The organism is Nitrososphaerales archaeon (genome assembly GCA_032906765.1).
GTDB lineage: Archaea > Thermoproteota > Nitrososphaeria > Nitrososphaerales > Gagatemarchaeaceae > DASPPF01.
This window is the reverse complement of record JAJTZB010000002.1, coordinates 105,014-125,655: the sequence shown is the minus strand read 5'-3', so window position 1 is coordinate 125,655 and position 20,642 is coordinate 105,014. Positions and strand designations below refer to the sequence as shown.

Here is a 20,642-nt window from a genome sequence, read left to right as displayed (position 1 = left end):
TTCGGATCCAGGTTGGCCTGGAAGATCAGACCGACGGAGACACTGAAGCTAGAGTCCATACGAATCCTAGACGGGAAGTTCGTGTCACTTTCGAACGGTTCCAAGGAGAGGGTGATGGCCCTGATGCGTGTCAGGCTCTCGGACAGCTCGGATGAGTCGAGACTGGACTACGCTGCGACGATGCGCATCACCCTTCAACAGCAAAGAATGCGTGGCCTCTTTGACGGTCTCTACAGGGCGGGCGTCCCTTTCCTTTACATTTCCATGATGACACCCGCTCAAGAGGAGGAAGAGGAGAAGGAGTTGTTCGAGTTCGACCTCGTTGTCGGCACCTGGGTTGACACAAAAAGTAAGGAGTTGGGCGAGGCAGCACAAAGCCTTGAGCAGCGGGCCAGCGTCCTGGCCGCGACCCTGACAGTCGCCCTGCCGAGTGCGACTGTGAGGAGGCTGTGCAGGAACGAGCTGCGAGACTTCGTGAAGACGCTCTTCCTTCCCAGTGAGCCGCGCCTCCCTCAGGTCGGGAGCGCCTCCGTTGTGAGCACTCTCGAATCGTTCGAGGGCAGGAGCCCGTCCGTTGGCTCGCTTGGACAGTCGCCGCAGTTCTATTTGCCGAACGCAGCAGAGTCCGGCAAGACCGGGATTCTCCTCGGCACCGTGAAGTCTGCCGGCGGAGAGTTCCACGACTTCCACCTCCAGCTCGACGACCTCAAGAGGCACGTGGCAATATTGGGAATGACAGGCAGCGGCAAGTCGACTACTGCAGCGACTGTAGTGCAGCAGGTCGCAGAGATGGGTCTTCCTGTAATGGTCCTGGATTGGCATAACGAGTACGCTCCAATAGTTTCCCGGGTAGGCGGGCAGGTGTTATCACCTGGCAAGGATGATTTCTCAATCAATCCGGTCGAGGCTTCGCAGTCCACAGACCCGATGGAACACATAGCGATGGTCACAGACATCTTCTCCGACATCTACCACTTCACGCACCCCCAGGCGTACATGTTCAGAAACGCCCTCCAGAAGCGGGTGACAGAGAGCAGTGAGGATGAGATACCCAGTCTCGCATCGCTCGTCAGGACAATCGAGGCATACCCCCTGAGATCTGCCTACGACAATGAAACGAAGGTCGCGCTGCTCCGCAGGTTAGTGCCCCTGACACAGGGACAGGCGGGGAAGGCGCTTGACGGGCCCGGGACGTACAGCTTGGAGGAGCTTCTCGGGAAGGTCGTCTGTATCGAGTTGGGCCATCTCAGGGACGCGCAAACAAGGAGTGTATTCACTGACATAATGCTGAAGATGGTCTACGAGTACAGGATCAGGAGACGAAGCAGTCTTGAGCACCTGACAGTTGTGGAGGAGGCGAGAAACGTTGCCCCTTCGAGGAGGACGGAAGACCCGCCGAGCGTGGGAGAGAGGATGATCTCTGAGCTGAGGAAGTTCGGCGAGGCTATGCTCTTCGTGGCCCAGTTTCCGACACAGGTCGCCTCAGAGATGATCAAGAACTCCGGAGTTAGGGTCATCCACAGGGTGGCGTGGCCGGAGGACCTGGCGCTGATTGGAGACGCCCTTAGCCTGACACGCGAACAGAAGGACCACATAGGGGCGCTACAGGTGGGCGAGGCTGTCGTCAGCCTCAGCAGGATGCAGAAACCAATCCTCGTTCAGGTGCGAGCAGACTCGGTGCTCTCGTCCGAGAGCAAGGACCTGAGCTTCACAGCCGAACCGTAGTCCCCAATCCAGTCTATCGGCGGGGCAGGGCGGATGGTCCTCTTGAGCAGCCTAGCAACACTCTGCGCCGCCTCATGCGCATCGGTTGAGGTCGTGTCGAATTCGAGTACCGTACTTCGTCCGAACCTCGTGATTGAAGAAGCTGAGACAAGCCCAATCAGCTCCGCCTCGACGTTTGCGGCCACCTTGGCCGGAGGACAGCCCCTTGCGCGCAGTCGCATCTTCAGGACTGCCGGGTCGCATCGGAGGACAACGACCATGTCAACATCTCTCTTCTGAAGGACGTCTGGGACGAGGTGCCCGTGAACTACGCAGGGTCCCCTCGCAGCCTTGAGAAGGACGCGCCGAAGAAGGGCGGTGTCGACATCGAATTCCCTGGCGCCTGCCCTGCCGCTGCGACCCGAGCTAGCCAGTTCGTTGAGCGACAGGCATGGGAGGCCGAGTTTCGCTGAAACGAGAGGCGCTACGCTCTTCTTTCCCGTGCCCGGAGTTCCTGTAATCCCGAGAAATCTTCCCAATCTATGGTCGCACTAGGGTCAGGATGAGGTAGTAGGCAGGCATGAGAATCACGGGTGCAAGTATGATTACTCTGAAAGCGAGGCCGAGGACCCCCTCGATGGACGACTCGAGCGGGGAACCTTCGCTCACGAGCGCGATCAGCCTCTTCGCGCTACGGAGCTTCACTGCCGCGGCCAGCTCCCAGATTGTTCGCTTCATTGATGAGAGCAGCGATCCTAACCACCGCTTCGACGGGCCGATGAGCCTGGACATCACGTTCTCGCGCGTCATGGTCCGTGGCGTGGATTTAACTTATCCAGCAGCTGCCCGCGAGTCCTTCAGCTTGCCCCTGAAGTGCTCCCTGAACTTCGCGAGCTTTGGGGATATCACGACTTGGCAATACGGCCGAAAATTGTTTCTCTTGTAGTAATCGTGATGATAATCCTCAGCCGGGTAGAACGCCTTGAGAGGCGCCACCTCTGTGACTATCGGTTTCTTGAAGGCGCCTTCTTTCCTTAGTTCTTCGATAGTTGCTTCGGCAACTGCCTTCTGCTCCTCGCTATGGAAGAAGATCACCGACCGGTACTGGGTTCCAACGTCATGACCCTGGCGGTTTAGCGTAGTCGGGTCATGGGTTGAGAAGAATACTTCGAGGAGCTCCCTGTAAGAGACCACCTCAGGGTCAAAGGTGACCTGCGCGACCTCCGCGTGGCCAGTCTTGTCGGTGCAGACATCCTCGTAGATAGGATTCACGACCGACCCTCCAGAGTAGCCCGGCTCCACCTTCACAACACCGACGAGTTCCTTGAACACGGCCTCAGAGCACCAGAAGCAACCTGAACCAAACGTCGCAACCTCAAACGCCGGCATCTGTCCAACCCCCTGCGTTTTGGAAATTAAGCCTTGCATGAGCCGCCACCCGCGACCCTGAGATTCTTCCCGTTGAGGTCGATGACAGCGACGCGCATCCCAGGCCAGACGGGCACCTGGGTTGGCAGCTTCACCGTAATCTCGCCATCAGATTGTCCCTGAGTAATCGCGGCTGTGAGCATCTCGCCCGGTAGCTGAAGGTGGAGGTCGCGCCCGACAACCGATTGCTTGTAGAACGGCGACCTTCGAAAGTCGATTCGCAGCCGGTCAGTGAGTTGTGTCGTCCCATCGTCCAACCAGTGGCTCTTCTCAAGGTCCTTCGCTTCGCCCTTCTTTGCCAGCGAAGTCTCGAACGCCGTCTTCATCTGGGAGTCTGAGCCGAAGACCCCTATGATTGTCCCTTCCATCTCTCCAGATTCAGCTCTTTGTCTTCAGATGCATGTCGAACCAGCGCAGGTAGTGCTCTAGACGCGCGACCCTGTGTTTAGGCTTCCCGACCCTGGATAGGTCGTGGTTCTCTCCTGGGAAGAGGACCATCTCGGCCTCCTTCCCGAGAATCTTCAGCGCAGTGAAAAACTGGACCCCCTCCGGGAGGGGACAGCGATAGTCCTCCATCGAGTGGACCACAAGGAGGGGCGTTTTCACGTTGGGCGCGTACCGAAGGGGGGAGTCTGCGAGAAGCCGCTCCTCTGCGTTCCAAGGGTCTCCGCCAATCTGATCGGATGTGAAGTGCGGCCCGATATCCGAGACGCCCCACATGCTGACCCAACTCGCGATGCTCCGGTCCGTGACCGCTGCCTTGAACCTGTCAGTGTGCCCGATTGCCCAGTTGGTCATGTAACCGCCGTATGAGCCTCCAGCTATGCCCAGCCTGCTTCCGTCTATCTGCGGGTAGCGCTTCAGCACGTAATCCAGTCCCTCCAACAGGTCGTCGTAGTCCCGAGTCCCGTACATCCCCCTGATGTCGGCGAACCTTTCGGAGTAACCGTCGCTGCCCCTTGGGTTCATGTACACACGGCGTAGCCCGCGCCTCCGAAGGCCTGGAACTCGTGCATGAAGGAGTGTCCGAAGGCGGTCTTCGGCCCGCCGTGAACATAGAGTATCGCAGGCACCTTCCCTTTCTTCTTTGGAAGCAGCACCCACCCCTCCACAACTTGACCGTCGCTAGCCCTGAAGCTGAACGCCTCTGAGCGTCTGATGTCGAGTTCCCTTGGCACCGCCGCGTTCATCGTAGTCAGTTGCGCCTCTCGACCTGCCTTCACGTAGAGCTCTTCGAGGTGCGTAGAGTCCATCGCCACGAAAGCGACCCTTCCGTCGCGGACGTCGAAGCCCTCTATGCTCCTACCGCCCTTCACGACCTGCACCGAATTCGAGCCAGGCTCGAGCCTGTAGAGTCCGACGGACCCGCCGTCCGCTTGCACGAAGTAGATTCCATTCTTCTCCCAAGCAATCTTGTGAGGGCCGTGGGCCTTGGCTCTGACGTCTGAGTTGAGGCCGTTCGCCTTGTTCTTGTCAACTCTGTCTGGCCGCGACAGCTTGCGTCTGGCGAGGTCCACAACCCAAACTACTTCATGAGAGGCGAAACCAAAAGGAAGGTCATCGCCCAAGACAGCGATTCGTCTGTCGTCTGGGCTCCACGACAGGGTGGAGATCTCCATATTCGATCGAGTCAGCTTGGCCTTCTTCCCGGTCTTCAAGTTGCAGACGACGAGATCTGAGATGTACGGTTTCAGGTCGTCGGCGACCGCCAGGTAAGCAACCGCTTTCCCGGCGTGGGAGACCGCGAAGTCTGTAACGTCGAACGCACCGCTCGTGATATGGTCTGACTTCGATGTCGCGAGGTCTATCTTGAACAGATGCTTCCGCTTGTTGTACGTGAACCCTTTCCCGTTGAACCAGTAGCCGAACCGTTTGATCACCTTCACGTCTCCCTTCTCTTCTTTGACGATGTCCGAGAGGTAGAAGATCGCCTTCGAGTCTGGAGACCATTGCGGGTTCTCGATGCCGTTCTTGCTCTTCACAAGAAGCCTTGCCTCACCACCTTCAGCTGGGATGACGTAGAGCGCCGAGCCCTTCTCGTCCTTCGCGAATCCTCGCTTTGAGAGGAAGAGAATCGAGGAGCCGTCAGGAGACCAGACCGGGTCGGAATCCTTCCCGCCTGACGTGAACTTGGTCAGGCTTCCTCCCCTCGTTTCGCAGACGTAGACTTCCGAGTCGTATTCGTCGTTTGCCAGGTTCGCGCGTCTCACGGAGAAGGCGATTCTCTTACCGTCTGGAGAGAAGCTCGGCTCGGAGAGCATGCCGTATAGCGCGAAGTCGGCTGGCTTGACGGGTCTTGACATGAGCCGAGTGCCGCGCGAGGCAATCTTATGCTTTCCCATGGCGACAAGGATTAAATCCGTGATAGGAGGCGGGCCTCCGCCTTGAGCGACGTCACCGTCGTGATTGTTGCCTCGTTTCTGCTCTCGTTCAAGGCAGTCCTTCTGGAGGGAAGTGAGGTCGCCATTCTGTCTGTGGCCACCGTCAGGCAACTGGGGAAGAACAACGTCCTGTTTGGGGTTGTATGCGGCGGAACAGCATCGGTCCTCCTGTTCCTCGCCATCCGCCAAGTCTTCTTGCTGCTGCCCACCCTACTGATTGACTTCGCGACAGGGGGCGTCATACTGTACTTCTCCTACAGGTTTCTCCGGGGCTTCAAGCGGTACTACTTCGGGAAGAGGTCGTTCAGGGACAAGATGAAGAAGATGGAGGACGAGGCTGTCGAGAAGGACATGAAGCGCTACGAGGGCGAGAGGCCCGTTGTAATCCCATTCTCCCCATTCAACTCCCTTCCTGTTCTGAGCATAGCGCTCACCGAGGGATTCGAGGCTAGCCTAGTCCTTGCAGCGGCTGGGACTTTCAACCTCGAGTGGACGCTTGTGGGTGCTCTGGTGAGTCTGGCCCTCATCATCACAATCTCAGCTGTCTCCTACGAGTACCTGCTGCGCGTACCGAGGTGGGGGCTCGACCTGCTCGCGGGCTCCGTGCTTCTTGCGTTCGGAAGCTTCTTCATCCTTAGCGGGATTCTTGGCCTCTGAGACCCGACTTCGATTTCAGAAACGGCTGGCGCCCCAGCCAAAGTGCCCCGGGGGGGATTTGGACCCCCGTCGCTAGCTCGAGAGGCTAGCATGCTTGACCGGGCTACACCACCGGGGCAGGTAGCAGCCGCCGAGGAGGAAGCCAGATTAAGCTTTGCCGAAAGTTGGGCCACCGCGCTCAGGTACTCCTCCTGCTGCTTGCCTTGAGGCAGGTGCGCCATGACACGACTGCCTCGAATCTTCTTCTAATGATTTGGCAAAAGAAGCCCAAGAAGGAAGTGTATTTGACTGCTGCCCAGAACTTGAGTGCTGTTGCTCCGAGAAAAAAAGGGGGAGAGTGGTCAGCTGGCTGCTAGGCCAGTCCAGAAGCCGTGAAGCAGCCCTAGTGCTTCCCTGATGCCACTCTCGAAGGATTTCTGGACGGCAGGGTCGTTCCCCACGATTTCGGCCACCTCCTCCATCGCGTCCTCGTGCTGGGTCTCAAGCTCGCGGTGGAAGGTGAAGTACTCCATGTCCATCTGGGGAATCTTTCGCTTCTTGATCTGGCTCAGACCAGGAATGAGTTGGTCCCACATTGGTATGGCCATGTTCTCGAGCCCGAACGAGGCCCCGAGTGCTCTGGCGTGGTCGCTACCGCCGTAGAGCTCCCAGAGGCCGTCGAGGTAGGCTTTGGTGGTTGGCTTCATTGGCTTGGTGATTACTTGCCTGGAGTCTATCCCTACGGAAGCGAGGAACCTCCTGAAGAGCAACTCGTGGCGCTTGCTCGGGTCCCCGTCCCCAAGCTCTGAGGTAAGCACCTTGGTCAGCTCAAATGCCTCGGCTTCATCAGGCGTGTTGACCAAGAGGTTGGCGAGGATTGCTGGGAAGGTCCTTGAGAAGTGGAAGAACTCCGTCGCGAATTGCTTGAATTCTGTGTCTGAGACCTTGGCCTCGGAGAACCTTGTCAGGAAGTCGTTGTGAATGGCCGGGTGCGCCAGCACGATTTCTCTCATCCTGCTGTGAAGGCTCATTCAGTCCTGCCCCCTGTGAAGTGCTCCCGCAGCAGCGATAGAGCCTCGGCGCCCGATGGCGTGAGAGAGGCCGTGTGTTCAGATGTGGAGATGAGTTGGAGTTCGCGGAGCACCTTGGCGTTTAGTTTCAGTGTCGACAGCGGTACCCCGGTCGTCTCGGAGATCTCCAGTACGTGTGATGTGAGCGACCTTCCGTCTATGGACGAGAGGTGTTCCAGGATGAGTTGCTGGTTTCTGTTGATAGCCTTCGCTAGAAGGCGTGCGATTCCTGCCCTGCCGTCTTCGGATATTGGCGGGACATTACCTTTTCGACACCTACTTTCACGAGGAGGCTAGTAAAGCGTTTTGGGCAGGGCCACCTGCCCTCATCGCCTAGACCGAGGTCAGATTGAGGTCTGTCAGTTCAGAAGCTACAAATTCTGCTTCAGAATCGCCTTCGCAGCCAGTTTTATGTCCGAAGGCTTGACTGTCTTCCGACCCGCGTGCGCCGCAAGCTCCACCGCTTGTTTCGATATCTGCAAACCGAGCGATTCCAACTCTGCCCTGAGCTCGATGGCCGCGTCGTCCCCAACTCTATCCGCTCCGGCCTTCTTGATCACCCTGTACACCGCTGCGAGGCCGAACTCCGAACTGTCCGACATTAGACTACAGTTGGGACGGCGACGTTAAAAACCTTTGGCACCAAAGGCGAGCGTCTTCGTCCTCTTTTGGCCTTGCGGAGCGTCCAATCACCCCTCTTCTGGAAATAAGGGGGAATAACGCACCATAGAGGCCGAACGACGCTCTTTGCGCCGTGAGTGTTAGGAGTGGGCTAAATATCACCCGAGGACAAGGTTGAACGTGCGATTCATCGATTCGCATGTGCACTTGAGCGACTACGTTGATCCTAGTGGCGTCTTGCGGTTCGCATCCTCATCGGAAACATTGCTCCTCTCGTCCAGCACGAGCAGAGACACTTCGATGATAACACTCAAGTTTGCAAGCGAAAACGGGCTGTTTGTGAGGCCATTCGTCGGAGTCCACCCCTCAGAGGCAACCGAGGAGCCCAGCCTCGACTGGCTCGACAAAGCGGCTCGGCGAGCCGCCGGGGTGGGCGAGATAGGCTTGGACCCGAAGTACTCCGAAATCGGGGAGAGGAGCGCCCAGATGAGGGTGTTCAAGGAGCAGCTCAGCCTTGCCGGTCGTCTTGGAAAGCCTGTCCAAGTCCACTCTAGGGGTGCTGAGGCAGAGTGCCTGCGGCTACTGCCGTCGTTCTCGCCCAGTGCGGTATTACTCCACTGGTTCCAAGGGGATGTGTTCGCGGCCGAGGCCTCCAACCGTGGCTACTTCGTCTCCTTCGGCCCAGCTCTCCTGCACTCGAAGAAGCTGCAGAAGATGGCCTCGAACTACGCCGAGGGGCTTATCCTTACAGAGAGCGACGGCCCGGTCAGCTTTGCCTCCCTGGGAGGCGCTGGCGGACCCTGGCTAGTCCCGTCCGTAGTACACAAGCTCGCTGAACTATGGCGCAGGTCCTTTGGGGAAACTGTCGAGCTCCTCGTGAAAAATGGCACGGCCTACCTTGCTGCCCGTGGGAAAGGTTAAGCACTCGCCAGTTTGGGGTTGAAGAGGAAGATTGGATAAGACCAGGCGGCTATCCGAGATGATCCTACAGAGGCACCCAGAAGCGTTCAGTTCAGACTACGAGAAGAACAAGAAGGCGTTGGTGGAGCTCGCGATCATCCCCTCGAAGCAGCTGAGGAACCACATCGCAGGCTACATTTCCAAGGCCCTGAAGAGCGACGAAACAGAGGAAGAGGCACCAGGGGAACCGAAGGCAGAGTAGGCCTTGTCCCTGGAAGGCGGTGAGGCTCGAGTAGACCTCCGACCCGTCTCCGCCCTCCTTCCGCACGAGGAGACAATCCAGTCGCAGGTCGAGAGGCTTGCGGGCGAGCTGAAACGGGACGGAATGCAGAAGGATCCAATCATCGTCGACCATGATACAGGCGCAGTACTGGACGGAATGCACAGGCTCAGCGCCCTAGCCAGCATGGGAATCGGCTATGCAGTGTGTTTCACAGTCGACTACAGCTCCAGGGCGATCATGGTGAAGAGATGGGCGAGGGTCTACGGTGCAAGGAGCGCAGATCAGATCAAGAATACACTTGGCGAAGCAGGCCTCTCCGAAAGATGTCCCACCTCCGAAGCAATCGAGAAGCTCGAGGACAGGCACTTCGCCGTGGCTGCTATGACGGAGACTGGAGGTTATGTGCCCAGCGGGAAACTGGAGCTGGAGGGCGGATTCGACATCATGAGAAAAATAGACGAGATGGCGGCTGCTGCAGGATGGACGCGAAGGTTCCTGCCCGAGGACGACATTGACGTTCCGCTCCAGAAAAGAGGTAACTTGATTCTCCTCTCGCAAAGGCTGACCAAGCAGGACGTCATCACGGCCGCGAGGACGAAGCATCTCTTCCCATGCAAGACATCGATGCACGTGATCGACCTGAGGCCTGTATCAGCGAACGTCCCTCTCGCCGAGCTCAGGGAAGGCTCAAGGAAGACCCTCGACGCCCGCTTGAGGGCTCCTCACACTCTGCTTCCACCGAACTCCGCATACGGCGGCAGAAGGTATAAGGAAAGACTCCTAGTGCTGGGCGGCCAATGATCAAAGTGAGATGTCTGGGCCACATCAAGACGAGCGTCGGTGCGGAAGAGGTGGAGCTGAGCGCCGATGAACTGGAGACTGGAGAGTTGGTGGAGAAACTGAGGAATATGTGCAAGGACTGGGACCCAGGCTTCGACAGGTACAACACACTTGCGTTGATCGAGGACGGGGAAGCATTCGTCCCAGCGTCGACCAAGAGGACTATTAGGAGCGGGGAGCGGGTCGTCCTGATTCCCTTCTCGCACGGCGGGTGAGCCAATGGAGGTCCGCTGCTACGTAGTAGCTGGCGGCGCAGACCCTGAAAGGCTGAGGGAGTCTGTCCGGGGGGCGGCTCCGAAGCTCCTGGTCCAGACCGTCAGGACGTCCGCGCTCTCCAACGAGTCCCTGGCTGAGATGATTGTGGCGCAGACGCTGAGAGCCTCCCTCGCCCAGAACCTGTTGGCGAAGAAGCTTGAGATCGACCTGCTACTTCGACTGGCTGGAACCACGCAGATCACGGAGGCAATCCGGTCAGTCGGCGCGAGAGCGGGCGAGGACTTCATCTTCGTGGCCGCTGGAGAGGGAGAGGAACTCAACGCAGCTGAGAGTTTGGGCGTGCTCGGAGCGGAGCGGCTCCCTAGGGGGACACTCGGAAGGGGCGAGATGATGCGCGTCGAGGAGTCGGCCCTCCTTAACGCCCAAAGAACCTAGACGGCCCTCTTCAGCCTCATTATGCTGAGGATGTCCTGAGGTGCGACGACCGAAACGCCGGTGTACTCTCCGAATACTTGGATGAAAACGATCTTGTCCGGTGCGTTGAGGCTGACCTTTCTGTCTACCACATCTGCTATGGCGTCTATGAGCTGCTTGTCCGAGTAGGGCGAGTCCCTCGCCTCGATTGTGATTCTGAAGGTCTCGCCCTGTCCGATGTGCGCTGCGAGGTCCTTCACCGCCTTCACTATATCGTCAAGCTTTGTGTCGATGACCCTGTCGACGGGAAGCACACGCATGATGTACCTAACCTTGAATGGCTCCGACTTCACGAAATCCGCAAGAAAGGCGAGCAAGGTCTTTGAGTTCTCAGCGTCTACTTCGACTACGCCGTCGTAGGGTGAGCGTTCGATGGTCACCTTCCTGATGCCTGAAAGGAGAGCAATCTCCTTGAACTCGGCCGAGGCCTTTGCTTCCAGACCTTTGGCAGAGGTGACAACCAGGTTCATCTCGTCTTGACCTCGTCGTTGACCCCGACTGGTCCCTTCCTTAAAACCTCAATACCCTCCCCCAGCACGCGGACCACCGTGGAGGCCTTTCCTTCGAGGCAGCCTCCGTCGAGAATCAGGTCGACCGCGCCACCCAGCTCCTTCATAGCCTCCCCGGCAGACCTGCACGGCGGCCTCCCCGAGATGTTGGCGCTGGTGCCCGTCAGGTAACCTCCGCAGAGCCTGATCAGCTGTGCACACAGCTTCGAAGCAGGGACTCTCACGCCGACCGTCCCGCTCCCTTGGTGTACTTGGAAGGGAAGCTCCTCCTTCAGGGGGGCCACAATCGTCAGCGCGCCAGGCCAATGCCTCTTAGCAAGGTCGACTGACCGGGAGTTCAACCAGACTAGCCTGAGGGCTGACTCGAGGCTGTCACAGAGGATTGGTATCGGTCTCGCCTCCCTCCTCTTGACAGCGAAGAGACGCCTTACCGCATCACTGTCCATAGGATCTACCCCGAGCCCATAGACGGTGTCCGTGGGGTACACAACGAGTCCTGCAGCCTTCACAACTGCTGCAGCATCTTCCACGCCAGAGCGCGTGAACAGAACCAGTCGGGCGGTCAACTCCAATTTCGTCACGTCACCGAGAGCTTTAATAGGTTAACAGAAATCGCGCTGGCCGTCAAAATGTCCGAAGAGGACCAAGAACTCGACGAAGAACTCGACGAAGACCTCGACGAAGACGGTTGGGAAGAGGACTCGGACGAAGAAACTCTCTAGAAGTCGCCACTGACGCTTCTTCGCCGGAGACAAGTCCAGCCCACTCTTTAAGTCAGTTACGCGCCTCCCCTACGCGCACTACCCATGAGGACTCTGATAATCAACTTCAAGAACTATCCCCAAGCGCTCGGCGCCGGCTCCGTGAAGCTTGCGAAGACTGCCGCAAAGGTGGCCGCTGACCTCGATGTTGAGGTCATCGTGGCTCCGCCAAACCCGATGCTCGCGCTAGTAGCCTCGAAAGTCGAGATAGGAGTGTTCAGTCAATCGGTCGCAAGCGTTGTCGGAGACAAGACCACTGGGTCAGTCCTGCCCGAGGCCGTGAAGGGGGCGGGCGCGACAGGAACGATACTCAACCACAGTGAATCTCGGCTGCCGCGTATAGCGATAGAGACTCTCGTCCCTCGACTAAAGAAACTGCGCCTCGATGTTTGCCTCTGCGCGAGGAGCAGCACTGAGGCCGCGTCGCTTGCGGGGCTGAAGACGGAGTACATTGCAGTTGAACCGCCCGCCCTCATCGGGTCAGGAGTGGCGGTCTCGACAGCGAAGCCCCGGCTAGTAAGCAACACGGTCGCAGCCGCCAGGAGCGCTGGCTACAGGGGGAAGATCCTGTGTGGCGCCGGGATAGTGAGCGGGGACGATGTGAGGAGGGCCGTGGAACTCGGAGCCGACGGTGTCCTCGTCGCAAGCAGCGTCGTGAAGGACCTCAACTGGGCGGCCAAGATTCGAGAACTTGCTCGTTCTCTATGTTGAGAAATACGGAAACCCGTAAATAAACTACGAAAGCGGGCGGTCACATGAGTCACTTGGAGACTAGCGCGTTCGATAATGCTCTCGAGCAGCTTAGGATTGCTGCCGAGTATCTGAAGCTTGAAGACGGAATCCATCAGATGCTCGCGCACCCGAAGCGCGAGGTCACCGTTTCCTTACCCGTTAGGATGGACGGCGGCGAAACGAAGGTCTTCACTGGGTACAGAGTGCAGTACAGCGACGCCAGGGGGCCATCGAAGGGCGGAATCAGGTACCACCCGAACGTCTCGCTCGACGAGGTCAAGGCGCTAGCCGCCTGGATGACCTGGAAGTGCAGCATCGCTGACATACCATTCGGCGGCGCAAAGGGCGGAATCATTTGCGACCCGAAGCACATGTCACAGGGAGAGATCGAGAGGATGACCAGGCGCTACACGGCCGCGATCGCGGACTTCATCGGACCCTACAGGGACATCCCGGCTCCTGACGTCTACACGAACGCTCAGATCATGGCCTGGATAGTCGACACCTACAGCGCTTTGAAGGGATACATGGTGCCCGAAGTGGTCACGGGCAAGCCAGTTGCCATCGGAGGGTCTCTGGGGAGGGACACAGCCACCGGCAGGGGGGCAGTGTTCTGCACCGTGGAGGCCGCCAAGGTGAAGAAGATGGACCTCAAGAGGTCAACATTCGCGGTGGAAGGGTACGGGAACGCAGGCGCCAACTACGCAGACATCCTGCAAGGATACGGGGCAAAGATGGTCGCCGCTAGCGACTCCAGGGGGGGAGTCATGAGCAAGGCGGGGATTGACGCGAAGAAACTCCTGCAGTTCAAGGAGAAGAACGGCTCCGTGGTCGGGATGCCGGGAACGCAGCAGATCTCCGACCGCGAGCTACTGCAGTTCGACGTGGACATCCTCTGCCCAGCCGCTCTCGAGAACACCATCACGCCGGACGTGGCGAAGGGCATCAAGGCGAAGATGATAGCGGAGTGCGCAAACGGCCCAACCACCCCGGAGGCAGACAAGGTCTTCGAGAAGAACGGCGTCTTCCTCATCCCGGACGTGCTCGCGAACTCGGGCGGAGTGATCGTGAGCTACCTGGAGTGGGTCCAGAACTTGGACAGAGTCAGGTGGACCGAGGAGGAGGTCAACACGAAGCTAGAGGCCAAGATTACAGGAGCCTTCAGAGACGTCCATGCCACGGCCAACAAGCACAGCACAACCATGAGGACGGGCGCGCTTGTCGTCGGCGTTGGCAGAGTGGCAGACGCGATAAGGACTCTCGGCATCTGGCCGTAGGGCGCATTCACATCGCGGCCGACAACATGCGTTCCACCTCACGTGCCAGTGGGGCACTTCCGAGGTAGACAGGAGAGGGCTCTGAAAGGGACTTGGGCTCGACGTCAAGGAGGTCCCTTCGGCCGTCCGTCGCATAACCCCCCGCTTGCTGGGTGATGAAGGCCATAGGCGCGGTTTCGTAGAGGACCCTCAGCTTGCCCTGCGGCCTACCTCTGAGGGCAGGGTAAGCGAAGATACCGCCGTGGGCGAGGACCTGATTGTAGTCGCCGACGAAGGTCCCGCAGTATCTCATCTTCAGGCCCCTTTCTTCGAGCGAGTCGACGAATCTCTGGACAGAAGGGACCCAATCCCTCCGTCGGCCGCCGAACCCGTAAACGCCACCCTCCTCTGGGATGCGAATCTTCGAGTCAAGAAGCTCGTAAGAGAATGCCGACCCGTGTCTGACCGCAACGAATCTGTGGGTTCCCTTCCCGAAGGACAGAGTGAGAGTCAGCATCCCTCCGTAGGTCACGAACAACGCTCCCAGGAGGAACCGACCGGAGCAGGGTAGAGCGCGCGAGTAGAAACCGAAGATGCTGCCGACTGGGTTGTTCGTCCCCACGTTCGAGCTGCCGTCGAGTGGGTCCATCGCAACGCTCACCTCCCCGTCCCCCTTCGCGGGCTCAGCCATCTCCTCGGACGCAACCTCGGAGACTGCGCCCGAGGCGAGGAGTGATTCCGTGAAGACGCCGTTTGAGAAGACGTCTATTTCTTTCTGCTTCTCGCCCGACGGGTTGACCGCCGCGAGCAACCCCAAGTTGGACGGGATGCCCTCCCAGACCTTGACGCTTGAAGCTGCCACGGCAGATGTGATCTTCGAGAGCGGTTCAGACGCGTTCAACAGAAGGAATTCCTCGAGCTTCAATGGCGCCGAGTTTCGGTTGCAGATGGGCAGCTTTTAGGCGTGATGCTCAGGAACGGGACACCGTTAAATACGGAAGGGCTTCGTTGCGCCGCAGATGAAACAGGACAGGATGGCCCCATTCCTCAAGGGAGGGAAGAGCATCCTACTCGCGTACGACCAAGGCCTCGAACATGGTCCCTCGACAGACTTCGACGACAGGAACGTGGACCCCTCCTCCATCATGGAGATCGCGGCGAAGGGCGGGTTCAACGGTGTCGTCTTCCAGAAGGGAGTCGCCGAAAGGTTCTACGACGGAAAGGTCCCGCTGATAGTCAAGGTGAACGGCAAGACGAGTCTCCCGAAGGGAGAACCGATTTCAAGGCAGGTCTGCTCTGTGGAGCACGCCGTTTCCCTCGGGGCCAAGGCTGTCGGCTATACCATCTATCTCGGGAGCGGATTTGAGGCTGAGATGCTCTCAGAGTTCGGCAGGATTCAGGAGGATGCCCACAAGAGGGGCATCGCAGCTATCGCTTGGATTTATCCCAGGGGAGCGGCTGTGCAGAACGACACGTCGAAGGAGATAGTTGCTTACGCCGCCAGGACGGGGTTGGAGCTCGGTGCAGACGCTGTGAAGATCAAGTACACCGGGGAAAGCGCCACATTCGCATGGGCCGTGAAGTCCGCGGCCGGGGTGCATGTCTTCATGTCAGGGGGCCCCAAGGCGCCCACGGACGATGCGTTCCTGCAGCAGGTGAAGGGTGTAATGGAAGCTGGTGCGACCGGACTTGCAGTGGGAAGGAACGTCTGGCAGAACAGCGATCCGCTGAAGATGGCGGAACAACTGAAGCGCATAATCTTCCAAAAGTGACTCGGTCGCGTCCGCGCCGCCTGCGCAAAGAGTTGCCTTGAATGAAATGACCCCTGCTTCACGGGATAAGAGAGCTACTACTTTGTCAGAAGCTTCCAGGATAGGAACACGCCTAGTGCTGACAACAGGATGGCGAAGCCAGCGAGGTAGGCGAAGTCGAAACCTAGAGAAGCGAATCCTGTTGTGCCGAGGAGCAGCTGCCTCCCGGCATCCGTGGCGTAACTGATTGGGTTGATGCTTACGAACGCCTGCAACCAGTCGGGCATGAGCTTGGAAGGGAAGAGTGCGTTGCTCCCGAACAGGAGAGGCAGGTTCAGTAGGTTCATGATTGCCATCTGTGACTGCCAGTCGGTCGACCTCAGCGCGAGAGTGAGGAAGAGAGCGGAGAAGCCGAGGGTCATGAGGAACATGGCTGCGAAGGTTCCCAGAACACCGAAGAGTGTGATCTTGCCGAGGTCCAGTCCCAGAGGGATTGCTATCAGAAGCACGACAGCCGCCTGCGCGAGAGAGCGGACGACGCTCGAGAGCACCTTGCCCATGATGATGGTTCCTCGGGACACAGGAGTGCTGAGTACCTTGTCTAGAAAGCCAAGCCTCCTGTCCCAGAGTATTGACATTCCGCTGAACATTGCAGTGAAGAGACACACGAAGGCTAGCATTCCAACGGCCAGGAACGAGAAGTAGTCGGTCGTCCCGAAAGTGCTCTGCATGATTGTGCTGGAGAGGCTGTCGAGGACCTGCTTCGGGATGTTGAGCCCGGGTATGTTGAAGGACCCGCCTGAGAAGATGGCGCCGAAGTTCATCGCCTTGCCGAATAGCCCAAGCCAGATGATCGGCTGGATGAGAGACATGAGGAGCAGCACCGGAACCTTGTACCACTTCTGGAGCTCCCTGTTTGTGAGCGCCCAGAGACCGTGCATCGTGCTTCGGTTGACGCGCTCGCTGCCCCATTGGGTCGGCTGCGACCCTTCAGTGCCCGCGGCGGTCGCCCTCGAGCGACGCTCGGCGGCTGTCTTCTCACCCAGCTCGTCCGCCACTATGACCTCGCCCTCCGCATGGTTACCCGCTGGGTGAACATCTCTGCCCTGCTGGCTTCCTCGTCCCTTATTGACTTGCCTGTGTACTCGAGATAGACTTGGTCCATGCTCGGCTTGGTGACGGAAATCTTCGACACGTGGTATCCCTTCGCCCTGATGGCGTCGATTATCCTCGGTGCGGTCTCCTCGCCAAGCTTGGCCTTGATCCTGTAGTCGCTATTCGTTTTCTTGACCTCCTTGACTCCGCTGGTCTGCATTATCATCGGTGTCAGATCCTCACCTGCCTCTTTGATTCCGAGCTCGATGACGTCTCCACCGAGGCTCGCCTTCAATTCCACGGGGGTCCCGATCTTGATTATCTTGCCGTGGTCGATTATCGCGATCCTATCGCAGACGCCGTCAGCCTCCTCCAAGTAGTGCGTTGTCATGAATAGCGTCATCCCGTAGTCTTTCTTCAGCTTCTGAATGTACTCCCATACAGCAGTCCTGGTCTGCACATCGAGCCCCAGCGTAGGCTCGTCCAGGAAGAGCAGCTTCGGATGGTTGACCAGCCCGGTGGCGATCTCCAGCCTTCTCCTCATGCCTCCAGAGTAGGTCATGACCTTTCTGTCGGCCGCTTCGGTCAGTCCGACCATAGTCAGCAGCTCCACCGCCCGGTCCTTGGAGACACCCTTCGGAATGCCGTAGAGGTCGGCCGCGAAGGTGATGTTCTGCCTCCCGGTCATGTCCTCGTCGGCGGTGTACTCTTGGGGAACAATCCCGACAGAGGCCCTGACGTCGCTCGAGTGGTGGGAGACGTCGTAACCGCAGACTGTCGCAGTGCCGGATGTAGGCTTGAGCAACGTTGTGAGCATTTTGATTGTCGTTGTCTTGCCCGCGCCGTTGGGGCCGAGGAATCCGAAGATTTCCCTCTCCTTGACTTCGAACGAGACGCCGTCCACTGCCTTCAGGTGCTCGTTGAACACCCTAGTCAGGTCTTTGACCTCTATGATTGAACCGTTGCCGCTCATCCTAGTCCACTCCTAGCTTCGCCAGGCGAGAGCCGAGCTGCCTGATTCTGTCCGCGTTCTGCTCCAGCTTCGCCTTCTGTGAACCTGAAAGGTCTTCGAGATATGAGACGTAGCTCGACATCGTAGTAAGGACCTCCTCCACCGTCCTCGGCTCGCTTCTGCGGAAGTGCGACGGCCACTCTGTCTCTTGACTCCCAGCTTCGGTGAGCTCGTATTTCTTCTCAGCACTCTTCTTCTCGCCAGCCTTCTCGGCCGCTTCTTTGATTAGGCCTTCCTTGGCCATCGACTCGAGCATTGGGTAGACCGAGCCCGGTGACGGCCTCCACCATCCTTGACTCATCGCTTCCATCGAGTCCATTATCTCTGCGCCGCTCTTGGGGGAGTCCTTCAGGATGTAGAGTATCCACGTCCGAAGGCCTCTGTGTGCCCGCTTCGACCAATCAAGCCACATCGATATCTATTCTCCGATAATCGAAAACCCGATATGAACCACTATTTGAATATTTCTCTCCCGTTCCCTACCGAAGGGGAAGCTCACGGACCTAGACGAGATTGCCCGTCAGACAACCAGCCTGTGCCGAGTTCATTGATTGACCCTAGAAGGAATTTCGCCTCAGACTAGCGAAAGGGTCTCGTCAGGTCCGCGTCACACCTGGCAGGGCCCGGCCGAGCTCACGCCGGTCGGGAACACGTTTCCGCTCCCGTCCGTCCTCAAGCTTATGGATGGTAGCGGCACGATCGCGGGGCCGGTCAGTACGTTCCCATCCAGGTCGAAGACAGAGCCGTGGCATGGACACGCTATGACGCTGTTGGACTGGACGTATTCGCACTCGCAGCACACGTGCGTGCAGAGGATGCTGAGAGCCGCGAGCGAGCCGTCAGCCTTGATCGTCAAGATGTTCGGGTAACCCGCGGGGTACTCAAAGTAGACGGGCGAGCCAGGCTTCATCGCGTTGACGTTGGCGATTGCGCCGCTCGGAAGACCGGACTGCGTTTGAGAGGTTGTTGGAGTGCCGGTGGCCGTAGGGAGCTTGACCGACCCGAGCACAACCCCGACACCGATTAGTCCGGCAAGGGCGACGACGGATTTCAAGAAGCCGCGCCGGCTGTAGTCAAGTTCCCTGCCGCGCCTGGACTTGCGCCTTGCAAGGTAGACCGCGTACGGTCTCCCCACTGCGCCAAGAACTAGAATCGCCGCCTGCAGACCCAAGAGAAGGTCGAATGCCCAGAGTCCAAAGAGGTAGGAGGCGAAGTATGCAACGGTCATGTTGTACTGGGGGGCTGTCGCGATATCGCCCAGTTGGAGGACGATTGCGAGCACAGCCGCAGCGATCGTCGGAAGGTAGACGCGCCTCGAAGAAAGGAGATTCATGAGGCCAAGGACGGCGTCAATAGCCACAATCAAGACGAGCCCCAGGGCGTGCGAGACAGCAAGGAGCCAGAGAGAGCCATCAGTGTAGAGGAGGTACGCCCCAGACAGCGTGGAAGCCAAAAGGAGTACGCCTGTGAAAGCCTGCAGCCTGCTGAGGCCCGACCTCGCGCGTTCCTTGTTCATGCCGGTAGACGGGCGCGGAGCGCCGTTTGACATTGCGACGCGGACTCTCAAATGGGATTTAAGCGTTGGAGAACAGGAGCATGTTTGAGATGTGGGATAATGTCTCATGGAAGAGCAATGAGAGTGAACGGGGATTGGCGACAGAAAAGGTAGCCCGGCTAGGATTCGAACCTAGGTCGAAGGCTCCAGAGGCCCCCATCCTTGACCACTAGACGACCGGGCTTCAGCGGGCTGGGGCGCACCAGCCATCGACTGGTTAAAAGTGTTTAAGGGAAATCGGTCGTTTGCGGCTATCGCTGCTTAGCAAGCGGGGCGCCCCTCAACTTGGCTGCATCATGCTCGACAAGCACCTCCTCAACCGAGTCGAGCGCAGCCTTCAGCCTCTGGACCGTGAGGATGCCGAAGTGACCGATGCGAATCATCTTGTCGCGGGCTTCGGATATGCCCCTTGCGACGACAATACTGTGCCGTTCCTCGAGATCTTTCTGAATCCCACCGGCAGTCCCTTCTTTGACCCAGAACGAGGTGACCGTATCGGACCTGAATCCCTCTTCAGCGACTAGGTTGAGCCCGAGTGCCGAAAGCCTCTGCCTCGTCTCCCGACCGAGAGCCCTGTGGCGCTCCCAACGGTTCTCCAACCCTTCCTCCTTCGTCTCCTTCAGAGCCTCCCTCAGGGCGAGCAGGACCTGCACAGCAGGGGTGGCGAGGTACATCCGGGGGTCGTCCATGATGGGCTTCCACCTGAGGAGGTTCATGTAGTAAGCCTCGATCGAATCCTTTCTCTTCTCGAGGTGGTCAAGGACGCGGCCCGACACTGCGACCATCACCGCCCCAGGTGGCCCAGCCAGCGCCTTCTGGGACGCCGTGAAAGCGATGTCCGCGCCCAGCCTGTCGAAGTCGAGCTCCTCGCCGCCCACTCCGCAAACGGAGTCAACCACGGAGAAGATCCCCGCTTTCTTGCATTCACCAACGAGCTCTCCGATTGGGTTGACGACGGAGGTTGAAGTGTCGACGTGGGTTACGAAGACAGCTTTGTACTTGGCCGCCTTGAGCTGCTTCCTGAGGTCGTCAGGGTCGGCGGGACGGCCGTCGGCGTAGTCCAGCACGTCCGCCTTCGCACCGTGGACCTGGTTCAGCATCAACATTCGCTTGCCGAAGTAGCCGTTGCTCACGGTGAGGGTCCTGTCGCCGTGGCCGACCAGGCTGACGACAGAGGACTCCATGCCTACTGTCCCGGAGCCGGTGAAGACGAATTGGAACCCTTTCTCGTTCTTGAACGCATACCGCGCGAGCGCCACAGTCTCCTTGAAGGCTGAATAGAATTCCGGCCCTATGTGGGATATCTGCGGTCTGGCCATGGCCTCCCTCACGCGCCGGGAAAGGTTGGTAGGCCCTGGAATAAGCAGGAGGCTCTCGCTGGACGAGTCCACGGCGGCGCGAGCTGGCAAGCGAAATTA

Annotated in this window: 26 protein-coding genes and 2 tRNA genes; 10 read left to right on the top strand and 18 right to left on the bottom strand. The window is 58.7% G+C overall.

What is annotated here, in order from left to right; genetic code table 11:
- The first annotated feature begins 12 nt into the window (after window positions 1-12).
- A complete protein-coding gene (locus LYZ69_02975) occupies window positions 13-1,725 on the top strand; it encodes an ATP-binding protein (protein MDV3277414.1) in 1,713 nt (570 codons plus the stop codon).
- On the opposite strand, the gene LYZ69_02970 is transcribed toward LYZ69_02975, so the two are convergent.
- The 6 genes from LYZ69_02970 to LYZ69_02945 are packed head-to-tail and all read right to left on the bottom strand — an operon-like array spanning window position 1,659 to window position 5,435.
- Window positions 1,659-2,243 carry an adenylate kinase family protein gene (locus tag LYZ69_02970; GenBank protein MDV3277413.1) on the bottom strand — a complete coding sequence of 195 codons (585 nt, stop codon included), beginning with the start codon at window positions 2,241-2,243 and terminating at the stop codon, window positions 1,659-1,661. The genes LYZ69_02975 and LYZ69_02970 overlap by 67 nt on opposite strands.
- A 1-nt stretch (window position 2,244) precedes the next feature.
- Window positions 2,245-2,496, bottom strand: coding sequence for a hypothetical protein (locus LYZ69_02965; protein MDV3277412.1), 252 nt, complete (start codon window positions 2,494-2,496; stop codon window positions 2,245-2,247).
- A 39-nt stretch (window positions 2,497-2,535) separates the two neighbouring features.
- Window positions 2,536-3,093 carry a peptide-methionine (S)-S-oxide reductase MsrA gene (gene msrA, locus LYZ69_02960; GenBank protein MDV3277411.1) on the bottom strand — a complete coding sequence of 186 codons (558 nt, stop codon included), beginning with the start codon at window positions 3,091-3,093 and terminating at the stop codon, window positions 2,536-2,538.
- Window positions 3,094-3,119: 26 nt separating this feature from the next.
- Window positions 3,120-3,500 (bottom strand): hypothetical protein, encoded by a 381-nt coding sequence (locus tag LYZ69_02955; GenBank protein ID MDV3277410.1) that lies wholly within the window; start codon window positions 3,498-3,500, stop codon window positions 3,120-3,122.
- A 10-nt stretch (window positions 3,501-3,510) separates the two neighbouring features.
- Window positions 3,511-4,101 (bottom strand): prolyl oligopeptidase family serine peptidase, encoded by a 591-nt coding sequence (locus LYZ69_02950; protein ID MDV3277409.1) that lies wholly within the window; start codon window positions 4,099-4,101, stop codon window positions 3,511-3,513.
- Window positions 4,098-5,435: a hypothetical protein gene (locus LYZ69_02945; GenBank protein MDV3277408.1), complete on the bottom strand. Its 1,338-nt coding sequence runs from the start codon at window positions 5,433-5,435 to the stop codon at window positions 4,098-4,100. The genes LYZ69_02950 and LYZ69_02945 overlap by 4 nt, the downstream gene beginning before the upstream one ends.
- An 81-nt stretch (window positions 5,436-5,516) precedes the next feature.
- Here LYZ69_02945 and LYZ69_02940 point away from each other — a divergent pair, with 81 nt between their 5' ends.
- Window positions 5,517-6,170, top strand: a complete 654-nt coding sequence (locus tag LYZ69_02940) for a hypothetical protein (GenBank protein MDV3277407.1) — start codon at window positions 5,517-5,519, stop codon at window positions 6,168-6,170.
- Window positions 6,171-6,213: 43 nt separating this feature from the next.
- Here the strand turns inward: LYZ69_02940 and LYZ69_02935 are convergent.
- The 3 genes from LYZ69_02935 to LYZ69_02925 all read right to left on the bottom strand — a co-directional run bounded on the left by LYZ69_02935 (window position 6,214) and on the right by LYZ69_02925 (window position 7,821).
- Window positions 6,214-6,288: transfer RNA gene (locus LYZ69_02935), tRNA-Glu, on the bottom strand.
- A 223-nt stretch (window positions 6,289-6,511) separates the two neighbouring features.
- Window positions 6,512-7,180: an iron-containing redox enzyme family protein gene (locus LYZ69_02930; protein ID MDV3277406.1), complete on the bottom strand. Its 669-nt coding sequence runs from the start codon at window positions 7,178-7,180 to the stop codon at window positions 6,512-6,514.
- A gap of 410 nt (window positions 7,181-7,590) precedes the next feature.
- Window positions 7,591-7,821, bottom strand: a complete 231-nt coding sequence (locus LYZ69_02925; protein ID MDV3277405.1) for a histone family protein — start codon at window positions 7,819-7,821, stop codon at window positions 7,591-7,593.
- 220 nt (window positions 7,822-8,041) lie between these two features.
- Between LYZ69_02925 and LYZ69_02920 the strand changes: the two genes are divergently transcribed.
- From LYZ69_02920 to LYZ69_02900, 5 genes are read left to right on the top strand one after another with little or no spacing between them, the layout of a single operon-like run.
- Window positions 8,042-8,761 carry a TatD family hydrolase gene (locus tag LYZ69_02920; GenBank protein ID MDV3277404.1) on the top strand — a complete coding sequence of 240 codons (720 nt, stop codon included), beginning with the start codon at window positions 8,042-8,044 and terminating at the stop codon, window positions 8,759-8,761.
- Window positions 8,762-8,792: 31 nt separating this feature from the next.
- Window positions 8,793-9,002: a hypothetical protein gene (locus LYZ69_02915; GenBank protein MDV3277403.1), complete on the top strand. Its 210-nt coding sequence runs from the start codon at window positions 8,793-8,795 to the stop codon at window positions 9,000-9,002.
- A 3-nt stretch (window positions 9,003-9,005) separates the two neighbouring features.
- On the top strand, window positions 9,006-9,824 hold the full coding sequence (locus tag LYZ69_02910) for a hypothetical protein (protein MDV3277402.1): 819 nt from the start codon (window positions 9,006-9,008) through the stop codon (window positions 9,822-9,824).
- Window positions 9,821-10,078, top strand: a complete 258-nt coding sequence (locus LYZ69_02905; GenBank protein MDV3277401.1) for a hypothetical protein — start codon at window positions 9,821-9,823, stop codon at window positions 10,076-10,078. The genes LYZ69_02910 and LYZ69_02905 overlap by 4 nt, the downstream gene beginning before the upstream one ends.
- Before the next feature lie 4 nt (window positions 10,079-10,082).
- Entirely contained in the window at window positions 10,083-10,514 is a 432-nt protein-coding gene (locus tag LYZ69_02900) for a hypothetical protein (protein ID MDV3277400.1), read from the top strand.
- On the opposite strand, the gene LYZ69_02895 is transcribed toward LYZ69_02900, so the two are convergent.
- Together LYZ69_02895 and LYZ69_02890 are read right to left on the bottom strand one after the other, a co-directional pair.
- Window positions 10,511-11,023 (bottom strand): THUMP domain-containing protein, encoded by a 513-nt coding sequence (locus tag LYZ69_02895; GenBank protein ID MDV3277399.1) that lies wholly within the window; start codon window positions 11,021-11,023, stop codon window positions 10,511-10,513. The two genes, LYZ69_02900 and LYZ69_02895, sit on opposite strands and share 4 nt — an antisense overlap.
- A complete protein-coding gene (locus tag LYZ69_02890; GenBank protein MDV3277398.1) occupies window positions 11,020-11,628 on the bottom strand; it encodes a threonylcarbamoyl-AMP synthase in 609 nt (202 codons plus the stop codon). Before LYZ69_02890 ends, LYZ69_02895 begins: the two co-directional genes overlap by 4 nt.
- A 240-nt stretch (window positions 11,629-11,868) precedes the next feature.
- Here LYZ69_02890 and tpiA point away from each other — a divergent pair, with 240 nt between their 5' ends.
- Together tpiA and LYZ69_02880 are read left to right on the top strand one after the other, a co-directional pair.
- On the top strand, window positions 11,869-12,534 hold the full coding sequence (gene tpiA, locus LYZ69_02885) for a triose-phosphate isomerase (protein MDV3277397.1): 666 nt from the start codon (window positions 11,869-11,871) through the stop codon (window positions 12,532-12,534).
- A gap of 44 nt (window positions 12,535-12,578) precedes the next feature.
- Entirely contained in the window at window positions 12,579-13,832 is a 1,254-nt protein-coding gene (locus tag LYZ69_02880; GenBank protein MDV3277396.1) for a Glu/Leu/Phe/Val dehydrogenase, read from the top strand.
- A 7-nt stretch (window positions 13,833-13,839) separates the two neighbouring features.
- Here the strand turns inward: LYZ69_02880 and LYZ69_02875 are convergent, their stop codons facing one another.
- Window positions 13,840-14,736, bottom strand: coding sequence for a fructose-1,6-bisphosphatase (locus LYZ69_02875; protein ID MDV3277395.1), 897 nt, complete (start codon window positions 14,734-14,736; stop codon window positions 13,840-13,842).
- A gap of 94 nt (window positions 14,737-14,830) precedes the next feature.
- Between LYZ69_02875 and LYZ69_02870 the strand changes: the two genes are divergently transcribed.
- Complete coding sequence (locus tag LYZ69_02870; protein ID MDV3277394.1) at window positions 14,831-15,583, top strand: aldolase; 753 nt, start codon at window positions 14,831-14,833, stop codon at window positions 15,581-15,583.
- Window positions 15,584-15,660: 77 nt separating this feature from the next.
- On the opposite strand, the gene LYZ69_02865 is transcribed toward LYZ69_02870, so the two are convergent.
- From LYZ69_02865 to LYZ69_02840, 6 genes are all read right to left on the bottom strand, one after another.
- Window positions 15,661-16,620 carry an ABC transporter permease gene (locus LYZ69_02865; protein MDV3277393.1) on the bottom strand — a complete coding sequence of 320 codons (960 nt, stop codon included), beginning with the start codon at window positions 16,618-16,620 and terminating at the stop codon, window positions 15,661-15,663.
- Entirely contained in the window at window positions 16,620-17,630 is a 1,011-nt protein-coding gene (locus LYZ69_02860; GenBank protein ID MDV3277392.1) for an ATP-binding cassette domain-containing protein, read from the bottom strand. The genes LYZ69_02865 and LYZ69_02860 overlap by 1 nt, the downstream gene beginning before the upstream one ends.
- A 1-nt stretch (window position 17,631) precedes the next feature.
- Complete coding sequence (locus tag LYZ69_02855) at window positions 17,632-18,081, bottom strand: PadR family transcriptional regulator (GenBank protein ID MDV3277391.1); 450 nt, start codon at window positions 18,079-18,081, stop codon at window positions 17,632-17,634.
- 195 nt (window positions 18,082-18,276) lie between these two features.
- Entirely contained in the window at window positions 18,277-19,218 is a 942-nt protein-coding gene (locus tag LYZ69_02850) for a Rieske 2Fe-2S domain-containing protein (GenBank protein MDV3277390.1), read from the bottom strand.
- 117 nt (window positions 19,219-19,335) lie between these two features.
- Window positions 19,336-19,408 (bottom strand) — tRNA-Gln (locus LYZ69_02845).
- A gap of 67 nt (window positions 19,409-19,475) precedes the next feature.
- Window positions 19,476-20,633: an alanine--glyoxylate aminotransferase family protein gene (locus tag LYZ69_02840; GenBank protein MDV3277389.1), complete on the bottom strand. Its 1,158-nt coding sequence runs from the start codon at window positions 20,631-20,633 to the stop codon at window positions 19,476-19,478.
- Between the last annotated feature and the right edge of the window lie 9 nt (window positions 20,634-20,642).